Source organism: Ruegeria pomeroyi DSS-3 (genome assembly GCF_000011965.2).
In the GTDB taxonomy this organism is placed as follows: Bacteria; Pseudomonadota; Alphaproteobacteria; order Rhodobacterales; family Rhodobacteraceae; genus Ruegeria_B; species Ruegeria_B pomeroyi.
Genome location: NC_003911.12, coordinates 3,188,920 through 3,212,003, shown reverse-complemented (window position 1 = coordinate 3,212,003; position 23,084 = coordinate 3,188,920). Strand labels below are relative to the sequence as shown.

General features: G+C 64.9%; 18 protein-coding genes and 2 tRNA genes. 9 read left to right on the top strand and 11 right to left on the bottom strand.

The window, feature by feature from the left end; translation table 11 throughout:
- Positions 1-43: 43 nt before the first annotated feature.
- Positions 44-3,448, bottom strand: a complete 3,405-nt coding sequence (gene putA, locus SPO_RS15260; RefSeq protein ID WP_011048704.1) for a bifunctional proline dehydrogenase/L-glutamate gamma-semialdehyde dehydrogenase PutA — start codon at positions 3,446-3,448, stop codon at positions 44-46.
- A gap of 110 nt (positions 3,449-3,558) precedes the next feature.
- Here putA and SPO_RS15255 point away from each other — a divergent pair, with 110 nt between their 5' ends.
- The 8 genes from SPO_RS15255 to SPO_RS15220 all read left to right on the top strand — a co-directional run bounded on the left by SPO_RS15255 (position 3,559) and on the right by SPO_RS15220 (position 10,630).
- Positions 3,559-4,041, top strand: a complete 483-nt coding sequence (locus SPO_RS15255) for an Lrp/AsnC family transcriptional regulator (protein ID WP_044028629.1) — start codon at positions 3,559-3,561, stop codon at positions 4,039-4,041.
- Positions 4,042-4,071: 30 nt separating this feature from the next.
- A complete protein-coding gene (locus SPO_RS15250; RefSeq protein ID WP_051420392.1) occupies positions 4,072-4,632 on the top strand; it encodes a tetratricopeptide repeat protein in 561 nt (186 codons plus the stop codon).
- Positions 4,633-4,858: 226 nt separating this feature from the next.
- Positions 4,859-4,945, top strand: a tRNA-Leu gene (locus SPO_RS15245).
- A 99-nt stretch (positions 4,946-5,044) separates the two neighbouring features.
- Positions 5,045-5,119: transfer RNA gene (locus SPO_RS15240), tRNA-Gly, on the top strand.
- 160 nt (positions 5,120-5,279) lie between these two features.
- Positions 5,280-7,079 (top strand): ABC transporter transmembrane domain-containing protein, encoded by a 1,800-nt coding sequence (locus tag SPO_RS15235; RefSeq protein WP_044028627.1) that lies wholly within the window; start codon positions 5,280-5,282, stop codon positions 7,077-7,079.
- Between the two features lie 66 nt (positions 7,080-7,145).
- Positions 7,146-7,574, top strand: coding sequence for a peptidoglycan-binding protein LysM (gene lysM / locus SPO_RS15230; RefSeq protein ID WP_011048700.1), 429 nt, complete (start codon positions 7,146-7,148; stop codon positions 7,572-7,574).
- 225 nt (positions 7,575-7,799) lie between these two features.
- On the top strand, positions 7,800-9,689 hold the full coding sequence (locus tag SPO_RS15225; protein WP_030003249.1) for an acyl-CoA synthetase: 1,890 nt from the start codon (positions 7,800-7,802) through the stop codon (positions 9,687-9,689).
- A 17-nt stretch (positions 9,690-9,706) separates the two neighbouring features.
- Positions 9,707-10,630, top strand: a complete 924-nt coding sequence (locus tag SPO_RS15220) for an alpha/beta hydrolase (protein ID WP_011048698.1) — start codon at positions 9,707-9,709, stop codon at positions 10,628-10,630.
- A gap of 2 nt (positions 10,631-10,632) precedes the next feature.
- Here SPO_RS15220 and SPO_RS15215 read toward each other — a convergent pair whose 3' ends face one another.
- Together SPO_RS15215 and SPO_RS15210 are read right to left on the bottom strand one after the other, a co-directional pair.
- Positions 10,633-11,190, bottom strand: a complete 558-nt coding sequence (locus SPO_RS15215) for a DUF4453 domain-containing protein (RefSeq protein WP_011048697.1) — start codon at positions 11,188-11,190, stop codon at positions 10,633-10,635.
- Between the two features lie 58 nt (positions 11,191-11,248).
- Positions 11,249-12,085: an alkaline phosphatase family protein gene (locus tag SPO_RS15210; protein ID WP_044028625.1), complete on the bottom strand. Its 837-nt coding sequence runs from the start codon at positions 12,083-12,085 to the stop codon at positions 11,249-11,251.
- A 232-nt stretch (positions 12,086-12,317) separates the two neighbouring features.
- On the opposite strand from SPO_RS15210, the gene SPO_RS15205 reads away from it, so the two are divergent.
- Positions 12,318-13,550 carry a hypothetical protein gene (locus SPO_RS15205; protein ID WP_230981745.1) on the top strand — a complete coding sequence of 411 codons (1,233 nt, stop codon included), beginning with the start codon at positions 12,318-12,320 and terminating at the stop codon, positions 13,548-13,550.
- Between the two features lie 45 nt (positions 13,551-13,595).
- Here SPO_RS15205 and SPO_RS15200 read toward each other — a convergent pair whose 3' ends face one another.
- From SPO_RS15200 to SPO_RS15165, 8 genes are all read right to left on the bottom strand, one after another.
- The gene (locus tag SPO_RS15200) at positions 13,596-15,233 is read right to left on the bottom strand and encodes an ABC transporter ATP-binding protein (RefSeq protein ID WP_011048694.1); all 1,638 of its coding nucleotides are present in this window, start codon (positions 15,231-15,233) and stop codon (positions 13,596-13,598) included.
- Positions 15,230-16,045, bottom strand: a complete 816-nt coding sequence (locus tag SPO_RS15195; protein WP_011048693.1) for an ABC transporter permease — start codon at positions 16,043-16,045, stop codon at positions 15,230-15,232. Before SPO_RS15195 ends, SPO_RS15200 begins: the two co-directional genes overlap by 4 nt.
- Positions 16,042-16,998, bottom strand: coding sequence for an ABC transporter permease (locus SPO_RS15190; RefSeq protein WP_011048692.1), 957 nt, complete (start codon positions 16,996-16,998; stop codon positions 16,042-16,044). Before SPO_RS15190 ends, SPO_RS15195 begins: the two co-directional genes overlap by 4 nt.
- A gap of 19 nt (positions 16,999-17,017) precedes the next feature.
- Complete coding sequence (locus SPO_RS15185; protein ID WP_044028622.1) at positions 17,018-18,601, bottom strand: ABC transporter substrate-binding protein; 1,584 nt, start codon at positions 18,599-18,601, stop codon at positions 17,018-17,020.
- A gap of 125 nt (positions 18,602-18,726) precedes the next feature.
- Positions 18,727-20,721, bottom strand: a complete 1,995-nt coding sequence (locus tag SPO_RS15180) for a CocE/NonD family hydrolase (RefSeq protein WP_044029326.1) — start codon at positions 20,719-20,721, stop codon at positions 18,727-18,729.
- 50 nt (positions 20,722-20,771) lie between these two features.
- Entirely contained in the window at positions 20,772-21,878 is a 1,107-nt protein-coding gene (locus tag SPO_RS15175) for a DUF4147 domain-containing protein (protein WP_011048689.1), read from the bottom strand.
- A complete protein-coding gene (dtd, locus tag SPO_RS15170; RefSeq protein WP_011048688.1) occupies positions 21,875-22,312 on the bottom strand; it encodes a D-aminoacyl-tRNA deacylase in 438 nt (145 codons plus the stop codon). Before dtd ends, SPO_RS15175 begins: the two co-directional genes overlap by 4 nt.
- A gap of 10 nt (positions 22,313-22,322) precedes the next feature.
- Positions 22,323-22,991: a nitroreductase gene (locus SPO_RS15165; protein WP_030003248.1), complete on the bottom strand. Its 669-nt coding sequence runs from the start codon at positions 22,989-22,991 to the stop codon at positions 22,323-22,325.
- Positions 22,992-23,084 lie beyond the last annotated feature (93 nt).

Below are 23,084 nucleotides of genomic sequence, written 5' to 3'. Positions count from 1 at the left end.
CGCGGATCGCAAGATCCGGCGGCAGGCGGGAGCGCGCCCTTTCTCAGCCCATACCGCCGAGCAGCGCGGCATTGCCGCCCGCAGCGGTGGTGTCGACGCAGACATGGCGTTCGGCCAGCACCCGGGCACCGTCGGGCAGGCCGGGGATCAGCGGCAGGATCGGACCGGACCTGCGCGATAGCGCCAGCTCATAGGCACGCGCGGTCTCTTCGTCACCCCACCAGATCACGCCCGAGATGCCCTCGACTGTCTCCAGCGCCTCCGCTGCCAGCGCGCCGGTGGCGCGGATGGCGGTTCCGCCCAGCGCCTCGACCGCCTGCGCTTGCGTGGCAACCGTCGCGGCCGTCGGGCCAAGGCACAGGAGCGGTGGGCGCGCCATCTCGCTCAGCCGGTTCGATTCTCCGGTTGGGCCGGGCAGGCTCTGCACCCGCACTGGCGCGGGCGTGCCGGTCGCACGGGGCAGGGTGGCCATGGGCGCGGCCCAGTCGGCCGCTGCCTGCTGCCGGTCCGGCGCACAGAACCGCGCCATGTAATTCGGCCCGCCCGCCTTGGGCCCGGTGCCCGACAGGCCCTCGCCGCCAAAGGGCTGGCTGCCGACGATGGCGCCGATCTGGTTGCGGTTGACATAGATATTGCCCGCATGCACCGCCTCGGTCACATGCTGCACCCGGTCGTCGATCCGGGTTTGCAGGCCAAAGGTCAGGCCATAGCCGGTGGCGTTGATCGCCGCGATCACCTGGTCCAGCTCGTTCGAGCGGAAGGTGGCCACATGCAGCACGGGGCCGAATATCTCGCGCTCGAGCGCGCCGATGCCCGCAACCTTGATCAGGGTGGGGGCTACGAATGTGCCCTCGGGCGGCAGCGCCAGTTCCTTCAGGACCCGTCCCTCGGCACGGGCACCCGCAACGTGGTCTGTGATGATCTTGCGCGCGGCCTCGTCGATTACCGGGCCGCTGTCGGTCGACAGCGCCCAGGGGTTGCCCAGGTTCAGCGCATCCATCGCGCCCTTGAGCATGGTCAGCACGTCCTCGGCGATATCCTCCTGCAGGTAGAGGCAGCGCAGCGCCGAACAGCGCTGGCCTGCCGACTGGAAGGCGCTTTCGATCACCGCCTGCACCGCCTGTTCCGGCAGCGCGGTGGAATCGACGATCATCGCATTGAGCCCGCCGGTCTCCGCGATCAGCGGCGTGCCCGGGCGCATGTTCGCGGCCATGGCGGCGCGGATTTTCTGCGCCGTCGCGGTCGAGCCGGTGAAGGCCACGCCGGAAACCCGCGGGTCCGAGGTCAGCGCCGCACCCACCGCCGGACCACCCGGCAAGAGTTGCAGCGCATCGCGCGGCACTCCGGCCTCGTGCAGCAACTGCACCGCGCGATGGGCGATCAGAGGGGTCTGCGGCGCGGGCTTGGCCAGCACCGCGTTGCCGGTGGCCAGCGCCGCCGCGATCTGGCCCGAGAAGATGGCCAGCGGAAAGTTCCACGGGCTGATACAGGTAAAGATGCCCGCAGACGCCGCGTCGGGGATATTGGCGGCGTAATAGCGCAGGAAATCCACCGCCTCGCGCAGCTCGGCCACCGCGTCAGGCAGGGTCTTGCCCGCCTCGCGATGCAGCAGCGCAAAAAGCTCGCCATAATGCGCCTCGTAAAGGTCGGCGGCGCGGTTCAGTACGGCGGCGCGCTCGGCTGCCGGGGCTTGCCAGGGCTGGGCGCGGGCCAGCGACAGTTCGGCATCCGCCGCACTTGCGGGGGCCACGCTGCCGGGCACATCATGCGGGTCGGCGGGGTTGACCACGGCCTCCTCGGCCTCGGGCGAGGCCTCCTCGGCCAGCAGCGGCCCGGCCTGCCAGCGATGGCTGCGGAACGGATCGCGTGCCGCGTCGATCGCATCCAGCGTGGGTTGGTGGCCGAGGTCAAAGCCCATCGAGTTCGGGCGTTCGGGCGCAAACAGCTCCGGGCCGCGCTTGAGCGGCTTGGCTGGTGCCTTCACCGTCTCGAACGGATCGGCGGCGACCACCTCGGGCGGTACATTCTCGTCCACGATCTGGTTGACGAATGAGCTGTTGGCGCCGTTCTCCAGCAGGCGCCGCACCAGATAGGCCAGCAGGTCACGATGTGCCCCCACCGGCGCATAGATGCGGCAGCGGGTCTTGTTGGCGGTCAGCACCAGGTTATGCAGCGTCTCGCCCATGCCATGCAGGCGTTGGAATTCATAGGGCTGGCCGTCCTTGGCCATATGCAGGATCGCGGCCACGGTATGGGCGTTATGGGTGGCGAACTGCGGATAGATCCGGTCGGTCATGCTCAGCAGTTTGCGCGCATTGGCGATATAGGACACGTCGGTCGCGGACTTCTGGGTGAAGACCGGGAAGCCGTCGACGCCTTCGACCTGGGCGCGCTTGACCTCGGTATCCCAATAGGCGCCCTTGACCAGCCGCACCATCAGCTTGCGATCGTGGCGCTGGGCCATCTCGTAAAGCGTGTCGATCACCAGACCGGCGCGCGGTCCATAGGCCTGTACCACGATGCCGAACCCGTCCCAGCCTTTCAGTGCGGGTTCGGCCATCACCGCTTCGATCACCTGCAGCGAGAGCGACAGCCGGTCGGCCTCTTCGGCATCCACGTTCAGCCCCATGCCGGCTGCCTTGGCGAGCAGCGCTAGCGCGCGCAGGCGCGGCACCAGTTCGTCCATCACCCGGGCGTCCTGTGCCAGCTCGTAACGCGGATGCAGCGCCGACAGCTTGACCGAGATACCCGGATTGGCGCGGATATCGCCATGGGTACAGGCCTCGGCAATCGCGGCAATGGCGCGCGAATAGCTCAGGTGATACCGCGCGGCGTCGGCCTCGGTGCGCGCGGCCTCGCCCAGCATGTCATAGGAATAGGTATATCCCTTGGCCTCCATGCCCGAGGCGCGTTTCATCGCCGACTGGATGGTTTCGCCCAGCACGAACTGGCGGCCCATCTCCTTCATCGCGCGGGATACTGCGGTACGGATTACCGGTTCGCCCAGCCGTTTGATGGCGCCACGCAGCGCGCCCACCGGGCTTGCCTTGCGCTCGTCCAGCACCTTGCCCGTCAGCATCAGCGCCCAGGTCGAGGCATTCACCAGCGAGGAGGAGGAATGACCCAGATGCTTGCCCCAGTCCGAGGGCGCGATCTTGTCCTCGATCAGCGCGTCGATCGTGTCGGCATCGGGCACACGCAGCAGTGCCTCGGCCAGGCACATCAGGGCGATGCCCTCGTCGGTCGACAGGCCATATTCGGCGAGAAACACCTCCATCAGCCCCGGCGCGGTGCTGGAGCGGATATCGCGCACCAGCCCGGCGGCGGCGGCGCAGATGGCGGCGCGGTCGACCTCGGACAGGGCGGCTTGCGCGACCAACTGGTCGAGCAGGGCGGATTGATCGGCATAGGTCTGGCTGTCGATATGGGTGCGCAGGGCGTGGGTCATGGTGCCTCCGGTTCAGTTGGCGTAAGATACTTTGAAAGGGCAGGTATTTTCGCCTGAAAACTGCCAAGCCATAGGCGAATAAACCAAAGAGAGGGGATACACTGGTGCAAATGGACCTTCCTGACCTGGATCGCTACGACCGAGCGATTCTGAACCAGCTGGCCGGCGACGGGCGCATCTCGGTCGCCGATCTGGCGCGGCGAATCGGATTGTCGAAAACGCCCACCCAGGCGCGGTTGAAGCGGCTAGAGGCCACCGGCATCATCACGGGTTACCGGGCGCTGGTCGATCCGATCCGGCTGGGCCTGGATCACGTGGCCTTTGTCGAGGTGCGGCTGAGCGATACCCGGGAAAAGGCGCTGGCCGAGTTCAACGCGGCGGTGCGCCGGATCGGCGAAGTCGAGCAGGCCCATATGATCGCGTCGAATTTCGACTATCTGCTCAAGGTGCGCACCCGCTCGATGACGGAGTATCGCGCGGTTCTGGCCGAGCGGATTTCGTCGCTGCCGCATGTGTCCAGCACCTCAACCTTTGTTGCGATGGAGGCGGTGAAGGAGCCCGGGATGCTGGGCGCGCTCGAAAGCGTTACTTGACCCAAACCCCGTTTGCGTCAGCATTGGCGCATGAGACATCTTGCCCTTGCCTGTTTCCTGCTCGCTCCCGGCGCCGCGCTGGCGTCGGATTGTCCCACCGCCCCCGACCATTCGGAGCGGATCGCACATCTGATCGAGGATATCCGCGCCGCACCCAACGAGATGCAGGCACGGACCATCTCGAACCGGATGTGGGAAATCTGGGCCGATGCGCCGGACGAGGCGGCGCAGGCAATCCTAGACAATGGCATGTCGCGGCGGCGCGCGTGGGATCTGCTGGGGGCCTTGAGTGAGTTCGACCGGCTGGTCGCCTACTGCCCCGATTATGCCGAGGGCTATAATCAGCGCGCCTTTGCCAATTTTCTGCGCCAGGATTTTGCCGCCGCGCTGATCGACCTCGACCGGGCGCTGGCCCTGTCGCCAAACCATGTCGCGGCGATGAGTGGGCGGGCGCTGACACTGATGGGGTTGGGGCGGATCGACGAGGCCCGTTCGGTTCTGAACCAGGCGCTTGAGCTTAACCCCTGGCTGCCGGAACGTGGTCTTGTTGCCCCCGGCGGCCCCCTGGAACCCAAGGGAAAAGACATCTGAAGGCCGAAAAAATCCATTTTTTTCGCCCGTCGTGATCTGCGTCACATTGAGATTGGCCCGCTATCTGCTTAGAGGGAGGAGGATCCGGTTGGGGCCGGTGGTTGGTTAGAGTTTCTTACGAGTTTCAGGGCGTTTGCCTTGCTGTTTTTCCAGAGTTTGTTATCGAGTTCCACCTGGACCTGACGGCCGGCAGCAATGCCGGCCTCCCCTTCCGGATTCACGAGTTGCGGGCGTGGTGGAATGGTAGACACATGGCACTTAAAATGCCTGGGCCGTATAGGCCGTGCCGGTTCAAATCCGGCCGCCCGTACCATCAATTCACTCGTGTATCCGGGCCGGATGTCGGCGGGCGAAACCGCTCAATCCGGGCCTTGACGCCACCGGGAGCATGTCATAGCTATCCCCTTGCTGAGCGGGCGTCGTATACTGGCTATTACCTCAGCCTTCCAAGCTGATGAAGCGGGTTCGATTCCCGCCGCCCGCTCCAACGCATCAGCCCTGACTTATCTGCCCGGTTGCGTCATTTGGACCTTTTTGAGGGGTCCGTGCGCGCTGATTGCTTGACCCTGATGGATCGCGCGGCCATGAAGCTGGACCTAGCCCGGGTTGCCGGGCGCATCCGGACCCAAGGCAGGATATCGCAACCAATGGCACGCAGACCCACCTCCCCCGTCGCCAGCGAAGAGCGCGCAGGCTCGAAGAAGGTTGGCGTTCTGTCCGCGCTCTGGCCGTTCATGATGCCCTACAAGGCGCTGATGGCGGGCGCGCTGATGGCACTGGTGCTGACGGCGAGCATGTCGCTGGCCCTGCCGCTGGCGGTGCGCCGGGTGGTCGATAATTTCCGCATCGAGAATGGCGACCTGCTGGATGTCTATTTCCTGGCCGCGCTGGGCATTGCTGCGGTGTTGGCGCTGGGCACCGGCATCCGTTACGCGCTGGTCACCCGGCTGGGCGAACGCGTGGTGGCCGATATCCGCAAGGCGGTGTTCGACCGGGTGATCGGCATGAGTCCGGAATTCTACGAGCGCATCATGACCGGCGAGGTCTTGAGCCGGATCACCACCGACACCACACTGATCCAGTCGGTGCTGGGCTCCTCGGCCTCGATCGCGCTGCGCAACATGCTGCTGTTTGCGGGCGGTCTGGTGCTGATGCTGTTGACCTCGGCCAAGTTGACGGGGCTGGTGCTGCTTCTGGTGCCTGCGGTGCTGGTGCCGATCCTTGTGCTGGGCCGCCGCCTGCGCGCCATCAGCCGCGAGAACCAGGACTGGATCGCGGCCAGTTCCGGTAATGCGAGCGAGGCGCTGAGCGCGGTGCAGACCGTTCAATCCTATACCAACGAGACCGCCAGCCGCGCCGCGTTCGCCGAGGTGACCGAGACCGCCTATGACGTCTCGCGCCGCCGCATCGCCACGCGCGCGGTGCTGACGGTGATCGTGATCTTCCTTGTCTTCTCGGGCATCGTCGGGGTGCTCTGGATGGGCGCCAACGACGTGCGTGCCGGAGTGATGACCGAGGGCACGCTGATCCAGTTCGTGATCTATTCGGTGATCATGGCGGGCGCGGTGGCGGCACTCTCCGAGATCTGGAGCGAGTTGCAGCGCGCCGCAGGCGCGACCGAGCGTCTTGTCGAGCTGTTGAATGCCGCCGATTCCGTCAACGACCCCGTGCAGCCCGCCGCGCTGGCGCTGCCGGTGCAGGGCGAGATCGCCTTTGACAACGTGACCTTCCGCTATCCGGCGCGGCCCGATCAGGTGGCGCTTGACGGCATGAGCCTGACCGTGCGGCCGGGCGAGACAGTGGCCTTTGTCGGGCCTTCGGGCGCGGGCAAGACCACGGTGATCCAGCTGATTCAGCGGTTCTATGATCCGCAATCGGGCCGGGTGCTGCTCGATGGGCAGGATCTGACCACGCTCTCACGCGCCGATTTCCGCCGCCACATCGCGCTGGTGCCGCAGGACCCGGTGATCTTCGCGGCCTCGGCGCGCGAGAACATCCGCTTTGGCCGGCCTTCGGCCAGCGATGCCGAGGTTGAGGAGGCCGCCCGCGCCGCTGCCGCGCATGAGTTCATCGCGGCCCTGCCCGAAGGCTATGACAGTTTCGTCGGCGAGCGCGGGGTGATGCTGTCGGGCGGTCAGAAACAGCGTATCGCCATCGCCCGCGCCATCCTGCGCGACGCGCCGGTGCTGCTCCTGGACGAGGCGACCTCGGCGCTTGATGCCGAAAGCGAGCGCGCCGTGCAGCAGGCGGTTGAACGGTTGAGCGCCGATCGCACCACGCTGATCGTGGCGCACCGGCTGGCGACAGTGAAAAAGGCCGACCGCATCGTGGTGCTGGAAGCGGGCCGCATCGTCGCTCAGGGCACCCATGACGAGCTGGTCGCGGGCGGCGGGCTATATGCCCGGCTGGCACGGCTTCAGTTCACCGATGGTTTGGCGGCCGAATAATTCCCCTTATCCGGGCCAAGCAGCAGGGGCATCTTCGGCGCCAGATGGAACCGAAGGAGAACCGGCATGGGTCTGTGGAGCTTTGTGAAGGATAGCGGCAAGAAACTCTTTGGCGGCGGCGAGGAAGAGCCGCAGGTCGAGGCGCTGCAAAAGGAGATCGCGGATCTGGGTCTGGATGCCAGCGGTGTCGAGATCTCGGTCGAGGGCGATACCGTCAGGCTTGAAGGCGCGGCGGCCAGCGATGAGCTGAAGGAAAAGATCATCCTGGCGGTCGGCAATGTCGAAGGCGTGGGCGCGGTCGACGACCAGACCACCGGCGGTGGCGGCGAGCCGGTCTTTCACACCGTGGCCAAGGGCGACACCCTGTGGGCGATTGCCGAAAAGACGCTGGGCAAGGGCAGCCGTTATGCCGAGATTTTCGAGGCCAATCGCCCGATGCTCAGCCATCCCGACAAGATTTATCCCGGCCAGATGCTGCGTATCCCGCAAGACTGACACCACTCACTGGGCGGGGAGGGAAGGGGCAGCCCATCGGGTTGCCCCTTTCTTGTCGCCCGGCCGGAGCCCGGGTCGTAACGTCACCTGTCATCCGCCGTTGCGTCACGGGCGCTTTCCAGGGTGCATCGCGCTAAGCGCCAGCTTGCGCCGGGATGCGTTTCTTCGCATCTTGGGAACAAGGATGGAATGGCCCGGGTAACGGGCCTTTGGGGAGGATTGCTCATGCCGTTTGCCGGGCTCGAAGACCGCGCACGTGTCGAAAACGAAATGCCGTGGGAGGCGCGGGACGTTCCCGCCACGCTGCACCAGCTGCTGACGCGGACAGCCACCCGGTTCCCGGGGCACAAGGCGATGAGCTATCAGCTGCTCTCGGGGCCCACGGACAAGGCCGAAACCCTGACCTGGTCGCAGCTGCTGTCCAAGGTCAACCAGACCGCCAATCTGTTCCGCAGCCTAGGCATCGGCGAAAACGATGTGGTGGCCTATGTGCTGCCCAATACCAGCGAGACGCTGATCACCATGCTGGCCGGTGCCGTGGCGGGGATCGTCAATCCGATCAACCCGCTGCTCGAACCCGAGCAGATCGCCGCGATCCTGCGCGAGACCAATGCCAAGGTGGTGGTCACGCTGAAACCCTTCCCCAAGACCGATATCGCGCAGAAGGTGGCCGAGGCGGTGCGCCACGCCCCGCATGTGAATACGGTGCTGGAGGTTGATCTGAACCGCTATCTGACGCCGCCGAAATCCTGGATCGTGCCGCTGGTGCGCCCCAAGATGGCGGACAAGGAACATCTGGCCCATGCCGATTACCTCAGCTTCAACCGCGAGATGCGCAAGCAGCCGACCGAGCTGACCTTCGCCGATTCCACCGGTGACCGGGTGGCCTGCTATTTCCACACCGGTGGCACCACCGGCATGCCCAAGGTGGCGCAACACAAATACTCCGGCATGATCTATAACGGCTGGCTGGGCCATACACTGCTGTTCAACGAAGAGGACACTATCATGTGTCCGCTGCCGCTGTTCCACGTGTTTGCCTGCCACGTGATCGTGATGGCGGCGGTGTCCTCGGGCGCGCATGTGGTGTTCCCGACCCCCGCCGGCTATCGCGGCGACGGTGTGTTCGACAATTTCTGGAAACTGATCGAGCGCTGGAAGGTGACATTCATCATCACGGTGCCTACCGCCATTTCGGCCAAGATGCAGCGCCCGGTCGATGCCGATATCTCGAGCGTCAAGACCGCGTTTTCGGGATCGGCGCCGCTGCCGGTGGAACTGTTCCGCCGCTTTGAAAAGGCGACCGGCGTCACCATCGTCGAGGGCTACGGCCTGACCGAGGCAACCTGCCTGGTGTCCTGCAACCCGGTGGACGGCGAGAAGAAGATCGGCTCGATCGGCATTCCGTTCCCCTATTCGGATGTGAAGATCATCAAGGGCACGCCCGACGGCCCCGTCGAATGCGCGGTGGACGAGATCGGCGAAATCTGCATCTCGAACCCGGGCGTCTATGCCGGCAATACCTATACCGAAGAGGACAAGAACAAGGACCTCTACTATTACGGAACCCATCTGCGCACCGGTGATCTGGGCCGCTTTGACGCGGATGGCTATCTGTGGATCACCGGCCGGGCCAAGGATCTGATCATTCGCGGCGGTCACAATATCGATCCCGCCGAGATTGAAGAGGCGCTGCTGGGCCACCCGGCGGTGGCCTTCGCCGGTGCCATCGGCCAGCCGGATGCCCATGCGGGCGAGGTGCCTTGCGCCTTTGTCGAACTGGTCGAGGGCGGCAAGGTGACCGAGGCCGAGCTGCTGGAACATTGCAAGGTGCATGTGCATGAACGCGCCGCCCATCCCAAGCATATGACCATCTTGCCGGAACTGCCCAAGACCGCCGTGGGCAAGGTGTTCAAGCCCGACCTGCGCAAGAACGCAATCACCCGCGTCTATAATGGCGCCCTGACCGAGGCGGGCCTGGCCGCGCGGGTGGTGTCGGTCATCGACGACAAGAAACGCGGGCTGGTGGCGCAGCTTGCCGCACATGGCGCCACCGAGGATGAGGTGGCCAAAGTGCTGGGCGCCTATACCCGGCCCTGGGAGTGGGCAGAGTGAGCGAGGCCGCGCAACTGGTGGCATATGACCGGCTGATCGACGCTGAGACATGGGCCTTTATCCGGCGCACCTCTGAAAGCTATCCCGAGGACGCCACCGGGTTGAGCATCGCGGCGCAGCGGCAGGTCTATGACGCCATGTGCCGCGCCTTTCATGCGGGCAGGCCCAAGGGGGTGCAGGCCGTGGATCGCGACGCCAATGGCGTCCCGGTCCGGCTCTATTGGGCCGGACAGCCCACCCGCACCGTGGTCTATGCCCATGGCGGTGGCTTTGTGCTGGGTGGGCTCGACAGCCATGACGATGTCTGCGCCGAGATTTGTGCCAGCACCGGCTATCGCGTGGTGGCGGTTGATTACCGGCTCTGCCCGGAACATCACCACCCGGTGCAGCTGGACGATTGCCTGACGGCCGTGGGGTGGGCCGAGACCGAGTTCGGCGATCCCATCGTGCTGGCCGGTGACAGCGCCGGCGGCAATCTGATGGCCGCGGTGACGCATCGCCTGCGCGGTCAGCGCCGCGAGATCTGGGGGCAGGTGCTGATCTATCCGCTGCTGTCGGCCCGGCCCGAGGCGCCCTCGTACCGCGAACATGCCGAGGCGCCGATGCTGAGCACGGCGGATGTGGCCTTTTACCAGTCCGTGCGTTTCGATGGGCCTGTGCCCGCGGGCGATTCCACCTGGGCGCCGCTGTCGGACAGCGATTTCTCGGGCCTGCCGCCCACTGTTGCGGTGACCGCCGATTGCGACCCGCTGCGCGACGATGGCCGCGACTATTGCGCCGCCATCGCCGCCGCCGGGGGCCGCGCCGCCTGGATCAACGAAGAGGGGCTGGTGCATGGCTATCTGCGGGCGCGCTCCAGTGTCACCCGCGCCGCCGACAGTTTCGAGCGGATCACCCTGGCGATCGAGGCGCTGGGACAGGGGCTCTGGCCCTACGATTAGGCTCAGCCCGCGAAATCCCGGCATTGCTCGGGGATCGAGAGGTCTAGCCAGCCGCCGCTCTTGACCTGCCAATCCGGGGCGTGGGCGGTGACATAGGTCCAGCCGTCGACCGGGATGTGGGCATAGCCGACGGTGTCACCGGGCAGGATCTGGCCGATCTGCGCGGTGCCATGGCCCGGTCCGGCGCGTAATGCGATCACCGGCCCCAGCCAGCCCAGACAGGCACTTTCGAACTCATCGCGTACAGGCAGGACCCATAGTTGGCGCCGCCAGAACACGTCATCCAGATCCAACCAGGTCTGACCGGTATTCACCCGGCATCCATGGCTTTGCTCCAGCGCGCGGATGTGTGCGACCAGCCGCTGTTCGGCGGCGCCTAGGCTGACGGATTTGCCGATACAGCCGCGATTGTCGAACGCTGCCTGACCCAGCGTCGAGCCGAAACAATACCCGGCCCGATCCATGATCAGATTGCGGGTGAACCACAGGTCGTGACAGCCGTCATCGGCCAGGGCGGGCAGGGGCAGGGCAAGCAACAGGGCCAGCAGCAGGCGGCGCATCGCGATATCTCCGTGTGCAAAGCGGTTGATCGAAACACCGCCAGCCTGCCACGCCCTGTTAGGTCAGGAAAGACCCGGCCTTCATTGTCTCGGCAATCGGCGCGCCAAGGCGGTCCAGGATCGTGGGCGCCAGTTGCAGCTGGTCGATCACCGTCTCGGGGTCCGGCCCCTCGGCATCGCCGAAGTAGTAAAGCGCGGTCTCCTGCTGCAGCGGGTGGCGACCGCCGTGATGGCCACGCTCGTCCTGGCCGTGATCGGCGGTGACGATCACGTCATAGCCCAACTGCCGCCAGCGCGGGATGAAGGGGGCCAGCATCTCGTCCATCACGAAACAGGCATGGTCCATCTCGGTACAGTCGTGAAAGAACCGGTGCCCCATGCTGTCCAGCGTGCAGGTGTGCAGGATGCCGTAACTCAGCCCGAAGCGCAGGCAAAGATTGGTGAGCGTTGCGAACAGGTCCACATCCGAGGGCGTCATCTGGTTGTCATGGCCATAGCCGGTCATGGTGTGGAACCGACCATGGTTGATCGTGTCGCTTTCAGGCTCGTCATATTCCACGTCGCGCACGTAGTCGAACGGGTGACGGTTGAAGAACTGCGACCAGAAACTGTGGGTGACCGCGCCGGTGACACCACCGCCCGCGCGCACCTGGCTGAAGATATCCTTGTGCGACAGGCGGAACACATTGCCATTGCCGGTACAGCCATGTTCCTGCGGGGTGACCCCGGTATGGATCGAGGCATAGCAGCTGGCCGAGATCGAGGGCAGCACCGCGCGGAGTTTCCACACCCGCGCCTCGCCGCTCTGCACCCAGCCTTCGAGATTGCCGAACAAACGCCGGAAGTTCCGATAGGGCACGCCGTCGAGGATGATGAGAAGAAGCTTGCGGTCCATGAGCGATTCCCTTTCTGCATTCCGGCGGTATCCAACGCTATCCTTTGGCGTGGATCCAGCGCTCTCTGGACGCGACCCAAACCGATACATTGACGTCACACTGACAGGTAGAGGCGCGGGATTGGGGATTAGGGGGACGGTTCGATCACGGTACTGTGATACCCGGTCCTTGGGGTCTGTACTTTCTGTTGTGTGATTAGAGGGGTTTGAAGCGATGTTCAGACATTTGGCGATGGCATCTGCCGTCTGTTTTTCAACAATTTTATCCGCAGGTTCCGGGCAGGCGCAAACCTGGGACGGTCGCTATGACATCGTGCCGGGGGCGGTGTCGACCGATGCGGGCTATGCGGCGCGGATGTTCGACCGTCAGGACGATGTGACCAACAAGACGGTACTGGCCCTGCGCGCCCGGCAAAGCGGCGCGCTGCAGGATTACCGCCTGTATCTGGGCGGTCGTTTCCTGGGCAGCGTCATCCACGAAAGCACCAATACCACGGGCAAGTTCCCGATCCTGTCGCGCCTGCCGCCGACCCACACGCTGGGCACCTCGGACACATATGGCGTGGTGAACGAGGCCTCGCTGAACGCGACGCTGACCCTGCCCTGGGTCACCGCCTTTGTGCAGGGCGAGTATACCGAGGTCGAATATCCCGGACAGGACGCGACGCAGCTGCGCAAGTACTGGATCGCGCTGGGCGACCTGAACCAGAGCCCGTTCTATCTGGCAATTGGGCGCAAGACGGTGAATTTCGGAAATTTCGCCAGCTATGCGCCGTTTACCCATACCCACAGCAGCCACTATTTCTGGGCGCAGAGCGACGATCCCCTGATCGAGCTGGGATATGTCACCGAGCGGACCGAACTGGCGCTGTCACTGCTGCCGGCGCATCGCGGGTTGCGGGTGGTCAGCAGCCCCAAGAACAACGGCGATTACGAGAATTTCGCCTTCAATGCGTCACATCGCTTTGATCTGCGCGGGGATATGATGTTGAAACTGGGGGCCGGGTACCTGCGCGGTACCATCTATGACAGCACCATCGCGCATCACCCGCCAGGCACCGGCATCAACCGCAGCTGGAACGGCGCCTATAACGTGAATGCCACGCTGAGCGGCAGCAATTTCGACCTGATGGCGGAATTCACCCAGACCGAAGAAGTCTGGCCCGCCACAGGTCACAGCGTCAACGCCACCACGGTGCAGGGGCGCTATCGCGCCAGCGTGCTGGGCAAGCCGGTGACCTATTCTCTGGCCGCCAGTCGTGGCATCCAGGGTGCCAAGGGCACTGCCTGGCGCAAGATGGATCAGGTCGTTCTGGGGATGGAGATGGCGTTGAACCCGCATCTGACGATCGGCGCGGAATACATGTTCAACGATGGGTTCGTGCCGCTGATCATGCCCACTGTCACCGCGGTGAACGGGGTGCGCTCGCACACGGTCATCGGCGGGATCAAGCTGACCTTTTGAACAGCGCGTTCCCTCTCCGCCGCATGTGCGGAGAGGGAGAGGGCATCAGTTGCCGGCGCTTTCCATCTTGCGATGGGCGACCACCTCTTCCAGCCAGCCCAGACGCATCTCGGGCACCGAACTGAGCAACAGGTCGGTATAGTCGTCGAACGGCGGGCTCAGCACCTGGCTCTTGGGTCCGTAGCGGACCACCCGACCCTGATACATCACCGCGATGGAATCCGAGATCGCCCGCACCGTCGCCAGATCGTGAGTGATGAACAGATAGGCCACATCCTCGATCTTTTGCAGGTCGAGCAACAGCTTCAGGATGCCGTCGGCCACCAGCGGGTCAAGCGCGCTGGTCACCTCGTCACAGATGATCATCCTGGGCTTGGCCGCCAGCGAGCGGGCGATGCAGACACGCTGTTTCTGACCGCCTGAGAGTTCCGCCGGATAGCGGTCGATGAACTTCTCGCCCATCTCGATCTCGTCCAGCAACTCGATGATACGCTTGCGCTTTTCGGCGCCGCGCAGGCCGAAATAGAACTCCAGCGGCCGGCCAATGATGGTGCCCACGGTCTGACGCGGGTTCATCGCCGTGTCGGCCATCTGATAGATCATCTGCAACTCGCGCAGGTCCTCGCGCGAACGCCCCGCCAGATCGCGGCTGAGCTTGCGTCCGGCGAAATTGATCTCGCCCTCTCGCGGCGGCAACAGGCCGGTGATCACGCGCGCCAGCGTCGACTTGCCCGAGCCGCTTTCACCCACCACGGCCAGGGTCTGGCCGGGATGCAGGTCGACGGTGACGTCATGCAGCACGTCAAAGGCCAGCCCCCTGTAGCGTGCCGAGATACCCTTGACAGACAGCACCGGGTCGGGCGTCGGCTTCTTCTCTTCATGCTCGATCGAACGAACCGAGACCAGCGCCTGCGTATACTCTTCCTGCGGGCGGTTGATGATCTGGTCGGTCTCGCCATACTCGACCATGTCGCCCATCCGCAGCACCATGATGTCGTCGCTTACCTGCGCAACCACCGCCAGATCGTGGGTGATGTAAAGCGCACCAACGCCGGTATCGCGGATCGCCTCCTTGATCGCCATCAGCACGTCGATCTGGGTGGTCACGTCCAACGCAGTGGTGGGCTCGTCGAACACCACCAGATCAGGCTCCGGACACAGCGCCAGCGCTGTCATGCAGCGCTGCAACTGCCCGCCCGAGACCTGATGCGGATAGCGCTCGCCGATATTGTCGGGATCGGGCAGGCCCAGCTTGGCAAACAGGGCGCGCGCGCGCGCCTCGGCCTCCGGCTTGGAGAACTTCTTCTGTTCCACCGCCGCTTCGATCACCTGTTCCATGATCTTCTTGGCCGGGTTGAACGAGGCTGCCGCCGATTGGCTGACATAGGTGACCTCGCCGCCGCGCAGGCCGCGGATATCCTTGAGCGAGGTCTTGAGGATGTCGCGCCCGTTGACCCAGACCTCGCCGCCGGTGATTTTCACACCGCCGCGGCCATAGGCCATCGAGGCCAGCCCGATGGTCGATTTGCCGGCCCCGGATTCACCGATCAGCCCCAGTACCTTGCCGCGCTCGAGGTCGAAATCGACCCCGTGCACGATCTCGATGTCATGAGGCTTTTCGCCCGGCGGATAGACGGTCGCGCCGATCTTGAGGCCACGGACCTTGAGAAGCGGTTCGCTCATCCCCGGCCTCCTTTCAGCGATGTGGTGCGGTTCAGCACCCAGTCGGCCACCAGGTTGACCGAGATGGCCAGGGTGGCGATGGCCACGGCCGGATAAAGCGCCGCGCCGATGCCATAGACGATGCCGTCCTTGTTCTCTTTCACGATGCCACCCCAATCGGCCAGCGGCGGTTGTACGCCCAGGCCCAGGAAGGACAGGGTCGAGATGAACAGCACCATGAAGATGAAGCGCAGGCCAAGCTCGGCCACCAGCGGTGACAGGGCGTTGGGCAGGATCTCGCGAAAGATGACCCAGGCGCGGCCTTCGCCGCGCAGCTTGGCGGCCTCGACATAATCCATCACGTTGATGTCGACCGCCACGGCGCGGGCCAGACGATAGACGCGGGTGGCGTCGAGAAAGCCCATCACCAGGATCAGCACCGGAATGGTCACCGGCACCATGGCCAGCACCACCAGCGCGGTGATCAGCGAGGGGATCGACATGATCAGGTCGACCGTGCGCGACATCACCTGATCGGCCCAGCCGCCCAGCACGGCGGCCAGAAAGCCCAGGATAGACCCGGTGGTAAAGCTGAGGATGGTGGCCATCGTGGCGACGAAGATCGTCGTGCGCCCGCCATAGATCATCCGGCTCAGCAGGTCGCGGCCGATATTGTCGGTGCCCAGCAGGTATTCACTGCTCGACGGCTCCCAAACATCGCCAACGACCTCGGCCATGCCATAGGGGGCCAGCAGCGGGGCAAAGATCGCCCCGATGAAATACAACGCCGTCAGGACCAGGCCGATGGCGGCGGAAATTGGAATATTCTTCATTTCGGGTGCCTCAGTCTGGGGTTGGCCAGAATGGCAACGATATCGGCGACCATGTTCAGACCGATATAGATCGCGGCAAAGATGACCCCGCAGGCCAGCACCACCGGCACGTCACGCTTGGTCACGTGATCGACCAGATACTGCCCCATGCCGGGATAGACGAACACCACCTCGACCACCACGACGCCCACCACCAGATAGGCGAGGTTTAACATCACCACGTTGACGATCGGTGCGATCGCATTGGGAAAGGCGTGGCGATAGATGATCTTGAAGTTGGTCAGCCCCTTCAGCTCGGCAGTCTCGATATAGGCCGATTGCATCACGTTCAGGATGGCGGCGCGGGTCATCCGCATCATATGGGCCAGAACCACCATGGTCAGCACGATCACCGGCAGGGCGATGGCGTTCAGCTTCTGCCCCAGGCTCATGCTTTCATTGATCATCGCGAGGGGAGAGAACATGCCCAGTTTCACCGCGACGAAATAGACCAGAACGTAGCCGATCAGGAATTCGGGGATGGAAATTGTGGTCAGCGTTACCGCCGAGATCACCTTGTCGGGCCAGCGGTTGCGATAGCGCACAGCCAGCAGACCCAGGAAAATCGCCATGGGCACCGATACGATGGCGGCCCAGAAGGCGAGGAATAGCGTGTTGCCCAGACGGCTGCCGACCGATTCGGCAATGTCGAGCTTGTTGGTCAGCGATTTGCCCAGATCACCTTGCAGAATGCCGCCCAGCCATTCGAAGTAGCGCGTCAGCGCGGGACGGTCGAGGCCCATTTCCTCGCGAAGGTTCGCCAGGGACTCGGGGGTTGCGGACTGTCCCAGGACGGCTTGCGCGGCGTCTCCGGGAAGGGCTTCGGTCAGGCCGAATATCAGGGCCGAAGCGCCAAAGAGGAGCATGAGTCCCAGCGCAAGGCGCTGGGACACAAGTTTCACGACGGGGTGCATATCTGCGTGTCCCGGCGGCTCACGAGAACCACAGTTTGCGGGTCACCTGACCGTTCATCAGCTCGCCGTTCGGGTCGGTTTCCCAGCCCGACAGGGTGTTGCTGACCGCATCGACGAAATCGTTGAACATCGGGCAGATCAGGCCGCCCTCATCCCGCAGCAGCATGCCCATCTTCGAGTAGATTTCCTTGCGCTTGGCCGGATCCAGCTCGGAGCGGGCGGCCATCAGCATGGCGTCGAAATCGGCGTTCTTGAACTTGGTGTCGTTCCAGTCTGCGGTCGACAGATAGGCGGTCGAATACATCTGGTCCTGCACCGGACGGCCACCCCAATACGAGGCGCAGAAGGGCTGCACGTTCCAGACTTCGGACCAGTAGCCGTCATTGGGCTCGCGCTTGATTTCCAGCGGAATGCCGGCCTGGGCCGCGGTCTGCTGGAACAGCGCAGCTGCGTCCACGGCACCCGGGAAGGCGCCATCGGCGGTACGCAGGATGATGGGCGAGCCGTCGTGGCCGGAAGCCTTGTAGTGCTCGGCCGCCTTGGCCAGATCGAACTCGCGTTGCGGGATCGCGCTGTCGAACAGCGGATAGGCCGCGTTGATCGGCATGTCGTTGCCCACCGAGCCATAGCCGCGCAGGATCTTTTCGACCATCTCCTCGCGGTTGATGGCGTATTTCAGCGCCAGGCGCAGGTCCTTGTTGTCAAACGGCGCCTTGTCCACATGCATGATGAAGACATAGTGGCCGCGGCCGGGGGTGGATTGCACTGTCAGGTTCGGCGCGCGGTCAAGCAGGCTCGCCACCTTGGGTTCGACCCGGTTGATCATGTGCACCTGGCCCGACTGCAACGCGGCGGTCCGGGCGGTGGCATCGTTGATCACCAGCACTTCGACCCCGTCGAAATGCGCGTCATCGCCCCAGTAATTGGCGAATTTCTTGTAGGCGTGGCGCACGCCGGGTTCGTTCACCTCGACCTGATAGGGGCCGGTGCCGATGCCCGCGCCCGGATTGTCCATGCCGCCATCGGGCTGGATGATCAGGTGATAGTCGGCCATCAGATAGGGCAGGTCGGCGTTGGCGTCGGTCAGGGTGACCGAGAAGTACTCGCCATCGGCCTTCATCGACTCGATGCCCTTCATGATGCCCAGCGCGCCCGATTTCGAATCCTCGTTGGAATGGCGCTGCATGGTCTTCAGCACGTCTTCAGAGGTCATCGTCTTGCCGTTGTGGAATTCGACGCCCTGACGCAGCTTGAAGGTCCAGGTCTTGGCGTCGGCGCTGGCCTCGACGCTTTCGGCCAGGCGGTGCTCGATCGAGCCATCCGAGGCCACTTCGACCAGCGTGTCGCCGAACTGGCGGCCGTTGTGATAGGGCACCTGGCTGGCATAGGTCGCCGGGTCGAGCGAGTTGGTCGATTCACCGCCGACCGAACCGATCTTGACCACACCGCCCTTTTTCGGGCCGGCGGCCTGGGCGGCCTGCGCAAAGATCGAGCTGGCCACGGCGGCCGACACGCCCAGTGCGGCGGCCTTGCCCATGAATTCGCGGCGGGTCATCTTGCCGGCGGTGACCCGGCCCGCCATATGTTCGAGTTGTTCGTTCATGGAATTCTCCCCTGTTGAGTGTTTGCGCGGTTTTGCAGCGCGGTTTTTGTTGACTGACGAATCAAGGTTTGCGTATTTCGCCCCTTCGGGCAAGCGGGAATGTCTGGCGGCGATCTCTCCTGCGATCAGAGCATGTTGCGCCGGATTCGGCTGGTCTTGACGTTTTCGTATATTTTTGTGTCGTTTTCATAAGCCTCAATCGCGGCTTTGAGGTGGAAATGCTCTGCGTCCGACCACATTTCGCATCGGGTTTCGGTGCGCAAAGAAAGATCGCCGCGTCCGGTTTCTGCGGTCCAGTGGCAACTGCCACGGGCCGAAGTCGGATCATCGGGGTGAATCACCCATTCCTCGCGCGCGATGGTGCCCGAGCGGGCGCCATGTGCCATGTCCTCGACCAGTCCGGCATCATCGACGATGATCAGCCGCACATGCCCGGTGGCCTTGTCGATCTCGGTCCGGCGGGTGTTGGTGCCTTCGCGCAGGGTGCGGATCTGCCAGGGCGGATCGGCATCCTCGGGTGGAAAGACCCATTCGTCCGCCTCGCCCGAAGGGCGCAGCGGCAGATCGAGCGCGCCGCTGTCGAGCGTGAGCGTGGCACGTTCGGGCGCGGGCCAGATCATCGGCCAGTAAGAGCTGGAGATCGCCACCCGCAGGCGATGCCCGGCAGGCACGCGATAGGCGATATGGTCGAGATCCAGCGCGATATCGTAGAGGCGCCCGGGCTCCAGCGCCTCGGGCGTCGCATGGCTGTCGCGATGGGACAGGTTCAGCACCCCCCAGGTGATCCTGGCCGAGGTGCCGTCGGGCAGCACATGGTTCAGCCGTACCGCGATCTGCGCCTGCGGCTTGTCCGCGCGCAACCGCAGCCGGAGGCGGGGCGCGCCGACGATATCCGTCCGCTGGGGCAGGGGGGCGCTGTCGAAACAGACCGACAGCGCATCGTCCAGCCGCTGATCACCGGGCAGTTCCGGTCCGGCCCAGAACGACCCGTATTCGCCGCAATCCATACCCACATGCAGCGGCGAGCAGACCCGGGCGCTGAGCGGACCATCACTGCCCAACCCGGCATCCGACAGTGACAGCGTGGTCACCGGCAGATGAGCGGTGGCGCCCTCGGCCTCGGCGACCCAGCGGCCGGGACGGAACAGGCTCTTGGTTTCAGGCGCGATCCCGTCCATCAGATAGGCGCGATAATCGGGGTCGTCCTCGGCCCCGTTCTCGACCCCTTTCAGCCAGCGATCCCACCAGCGCAGCGCCTCTTGCAGGAACCCGATGCGAGGTCCGGGAATGGCGAAATGCGGGTACTTGTGAATCCACGGCCCGTTGATGCCCTTGACCACCGTGTCGAGGTTTTCGACCAGATGCGGCACCGTGTTCATATAGCTGTCGCCCCAACCGCTGATCGCCAGCGTTGGTGTTTTGACGGCGCTGAAATCCTCGCAGATCGAGCCATGCTGCCAAAAGGCATCGCGGGTCTGGTGCTGTAGCCAGGTCTCGGGCAGGAAGGGCTGGGCGCGCAGACGCTCCAGCCACATCTCGCGCCAGGCATCGCCCACCAGTGCCGGGTCGGGCGCGCGGGACGAGAAACACCACATGGTGGCCCCCCAGCCCAGGTTTTCGTTCAGGAGGCATCCGCCCTTGAAATGGATATCGTCCGCATAGCGGTCGACGGTGGAACACAGCGTGATGATCGACTTGAGCGGCTCGGGCTGCATCGCCGCCACCTGGAGCGAGTTGAACCCGCCCCAGCTGATCCCCATCATGCCGATCGTACCGCTGCACCAGGGTTGCGCGGCCAGCCAGTGGATCACCTCGACCGCGTCATCCAGTTCCTGCTGGGTGTACTCGTCCTCCATCAGCCCCTGGCTGTCGCCATTGCCGCGAATGTCGACGCGGATGCAGGCATAGCCGCGCTTGGCCATCCAGGGGTGGCTCAGCGCGTCGCGCGCGCAGGTGCCGTCGCGCTTGCGATAGGGCAGGTATTCCAGGATCGCGGGTACCGGATCGGTACCGGCGTCGAGCGGGCGCCAGACCCGGGCCGACAGCCGGGTGCCGTCGGACAGGGTGATGCCCAAATCCTCCAGCTCTTCGATCTCGCGCAGGGTGTTCTTTTGCGTCATGCGCAACTCTCTCAGGCGGTCGCCCGGGGGTAAGGTTGATTTGCGACCTTTCAGGTGCGAAGCGCGACCAGCAGGTCCATAACATTGGTCCCTGTGGGGCCGGTCACCAGCAGCGCCCCGGCCCGTTCCAGCCAGCTGCCGCTATCGGCGGCGGCCAGCGCCTGCGCGGCGCCTTCGCCCCAGGTCCGGCCGGAGACGATGGCGCCCGCCGCATCGGTGGGGCCGTCGGTGCCATCGGTGCCACCGACCACCACCACCAACCCCGGGTCGCCTGCGATTTCACGGGCCAGCGCCAGCGCCAGCGCCTGATTGCGGCCGCCCCGGCCAGGGTTCGGCGGCAGGATCACGGTCGGCTCTCCGCCCAGCACCAGCACGCCCTGCGGCATCGCGCGCAGCCGCGCGCCGATCCGCGGCGCCAGCGCCGCCAGATCGTCATGCAGCGCTTCCTCGTTGCCCAGAACAGGCAGCTCCAGCGCCCGCGCATGGTCACAGGCCGCCGCCCGCGCCACCGAGTTCGAGGCAATGATGCACGCGCTGGCAGCAAATGCTGGGGCGGCGGGCAGCGCCCCAATCCCCGAGCCGATCACCATCAGGTCGTCGCCCGGCACATCCGAGATCGCCAGCACATCAGCCCGCGCGCCCTTGAAACCGGCCAGCAAGCCGCCGCCCTTGATCCGAGAGATCTGCCGACGGCGGGCGTTCATTGCGGTGATGTCCAGCCCCTCGGCCAGCATCGCCCGGTTGAGCGCGGCCAGATCGTCGAGTGTCTTGCCCGTGACCAGATCCTCGGCCAGCGAGGAGGCGCCGCCCGAAACCAGCAACAGCAGGTGACTGCCCTCGGGCATCGCCTCGACCGCCTGCCGCAGGGCGCGGCCACCGACAAGGCTGCGGGCGTCGGGCACAGGATGCGCGGCCTCGATCAGCTGGACCGAGGCAGGCAGTTCGGCGCCATGGCCATCCTTGGTGACCACCAGACAGGGCAGCGGCCCGAAGTGGTCAAGCGCCGCGCGCGCCATGCTGGCGGCGGCCTTGCCCACCGCAAGGATGCGATCGGGGCGGGGCAGGTTACCCAGCGCGGCGCCGGTGGCGGCATGGCCGCCAACCGCATCGACCCCGGCCTGCCAGATCGCCAATGCCTGGTCATGCGCCGTTGTCATATGTCCATCCAGATGGTGACAGGCCCGTCATTCAGCAGTTCGACCTTCATGTCGGCGCCGAACCGGCCAGTTTCGACCGGCACCCCCTGTGCGGCCAGCTGCGCGGCGAAATACTCATAGATCCGCTCGCCCTCGGCAGGGGGCGCAGCGCTGGAAAATCCGGGCCTGTTGCCGCTGCGGGTATCGGCGGCCAGGGTGAACTGGCTGACCACCAGCGCCGCGCCGCCGATATCGAGGACCGAGCGGTTCATCTTGCCCGCCTCGTCCTTGAAGATACGAAGCCTGGCGATCTTGGCGGCCAACTGGTCGGCCTGCGCCTCGCCATCACCCGCCATGGCGCAGACCAGCACCAGCAGGCCGGGGCCGGTCTGCCCCACCACCACACCATCGACGGTGACCGAGGCATGGGACACTCTCTGGATCAGGGCGCGCATCAGACCCCCCTCAGCCGCGCCAGTCGACGATATCGTCGAGCGCGGCGCGTTCGGTGCGAAAGCCGTTGGCTGGATGGTCGGTATCGGCATAGCCAAAGGAGATGGCGCAGAGGATCAGCCGGTCTTTGGGGATATCGAAATAGCGGTGCAGGAACGGCGCATACGAGGCAACGGCGGCCTGCGGGATGGTCGCCACCCCCAACGCCTGGGCGGCAAGGGTAAAGGCCGCGACAAAGCCGCCGCAATCCATGGCGCCATAGCCGCCCAATTCGGCGGGGCTGGAAATGATGGCGCAATGGGGCGCATCAAACAGCGAGAAGTTCTTCATCATCTGTGCCGCCGATCCGGCGCGGTCGCCTTTTTCGACGCCCACCGCCTCGTAAAGCGCCCAGCCACATGTCCGGCGGCGCTCTTGATAGACGCCGGAATAGCCGGTGGGAAAGGCAAGGTCGGGTCCGGGTTTGCCGGTCATGGCCTCGGCCATCAGCGCCGTGCGAAAGGCGTCTGTTTCGGCTCCACTGGTGAGGGTTACCTGCCAGGGCTGGGCGTTGCACCAGCTTGGCACTCGGCAGGCGGCGGCAATGATCCGTTCGATATCGGCGCGCGGGACCGGGTCTGGGCGAAAGGCGCGGCAGGAATGGCGTGCGCCAAGCAGCGCCTCCAGCTGGTTCAGGCTCATGGGGCAGGTCTCCTCTTGCCGGCACAATGGCCGGGCGGATCGGCGGACGCAAGCCGATCGGCGGGCGATTTGCGCCGGATCAAGGAGGCGCGA

What these genes read in the sequence shown, in the direction of transcription:
- putA (WP_011048704.1), bottom strand. Translation starts at nt 3,448, where the DNA reads ATGACCCACGCCCTGCGCACCCATATCGACAGCCAGACCTATGCCGAT.
- SPO_RS15255 (WP_044028629.1), top strand. Translation starts at nt 3,559, where the DNA reads ATGGACCTTCCTGACCTGGATCGCTACGACCGAGCGATTCTGAACCAG.
- SPO_RS15250 (WP_051420392.1), top strand. Translation starts at nt 4,072, where the DNA reads ATGAGACATCTTGCCCTTGCCTGTTTCCTGCTCGCTCCCGGCGCCGCG.
- SPO_RS15235 (WP_044028627.1), top strand. Translation starts at nt 5,280, where the DNA reads ATGGCACGCAGACCCACCTCCCCCGTCGCCAGCGAAGAGCGCGCAGGC.
- lysM (WP_011048700.1), top strand. Translation starts at nt 7,146, where the DNA reads ATGGGTCTGTGGAGCTTTGTGAAGGATAGCGGCAAGAAACTCTTTGGC.
- SPO_RS15225 (WP_030003249.1), top strand. Translation starts at nt 7,800, where the DNA reads ATGCCGTTTGCCGGGCTCGAAGACCGCGCACGTGTCGAAAACGAAATG.
- SPO_RS15215 (WP_011048697.1), bottom strand. Translation starts at nt 11,190, where the DNA reads ATGCGCCGCCTGCTGCTGGCCCTGTTGCTTGCCCTGCCCCTGCCCGCC.
- SPO_RS15210 (WP_044028625.1), bottom strand. Translation starts at nt 12,085, where the DNA reads ATGGACCGCAAGCTTCTTCTCATCATCCTCGACGGCGTGCCCTATCGG.
- SPO_RS15205 (WP_230981745.1), top strand. Translation starts at nt 12,318, where the DNA reads ATGGCATCTGCCGTCTGTTTTTCAACAATTTTATCCGCAGGTTCCGGG.
- SPO_RS15200 (WP_011048694.1), bottom strand. Translation starts at nt 15,233, where the DNA reads ATGAGCGAACCGCTTCTCAAGGTCCGTGGCCTCAAGATCGGCGCGACC.
- SPO_RS15195 (WP_011048693.1), bottom strand. Translation starts at nt 16,045, where the DNA reads ATGAAGAATATTCCAATTTCCGCCGCCATCGGCCTGGTCCTGACGGCG.
- SPO_RS15190 (WP_011048692.1), bottom strand. Translation starts at nt 16,998, where the DNA reads ATGCACCCCGTCGTGAAACTTGTGTCCCAGCGCCTTGCGCTGGGACTC.
- SPO_RS15185 (WP_044028622.1), bottom strand. Translation starts at nt 18,601, where the DNA reads ATGAACGAACAACTCGAACATATGGCGGGCCGGGTCACCGCCGGCAAG.
- SPO_RS15180 (WP_044029326.1), bottom strand. Translation starts at nt 20,721, where the DNA reads ATGACGCAAAAGAACACCCTGCGCGAGATCGAAGAGCTGGAGGATTTG.
- SPO_RS15175 (WP_011048689.1), bottom strand. Translation starts at nt 21,878, where the DNA reads ATGACAACGGCGCATGACCAGGCATTGGCGATCTGGCAGGCCGGGGTC.
- dtd (WP_011048688.1), bottom strand. Translation starts at nt 22,312, where the DNA reads ATGCGCGCCCTGATCCAGAGAGTGTCCCATGCCTCGGTCACCGTCGAT.
- SPO_RS15165 (WP_030003248.1), bottom strand. Translation starts at nt 22,991, where the DNA reads ATGAGCCTGAACCAGCTGGAGGCGCTGCTTGGCGCACGCCATTCCTGC.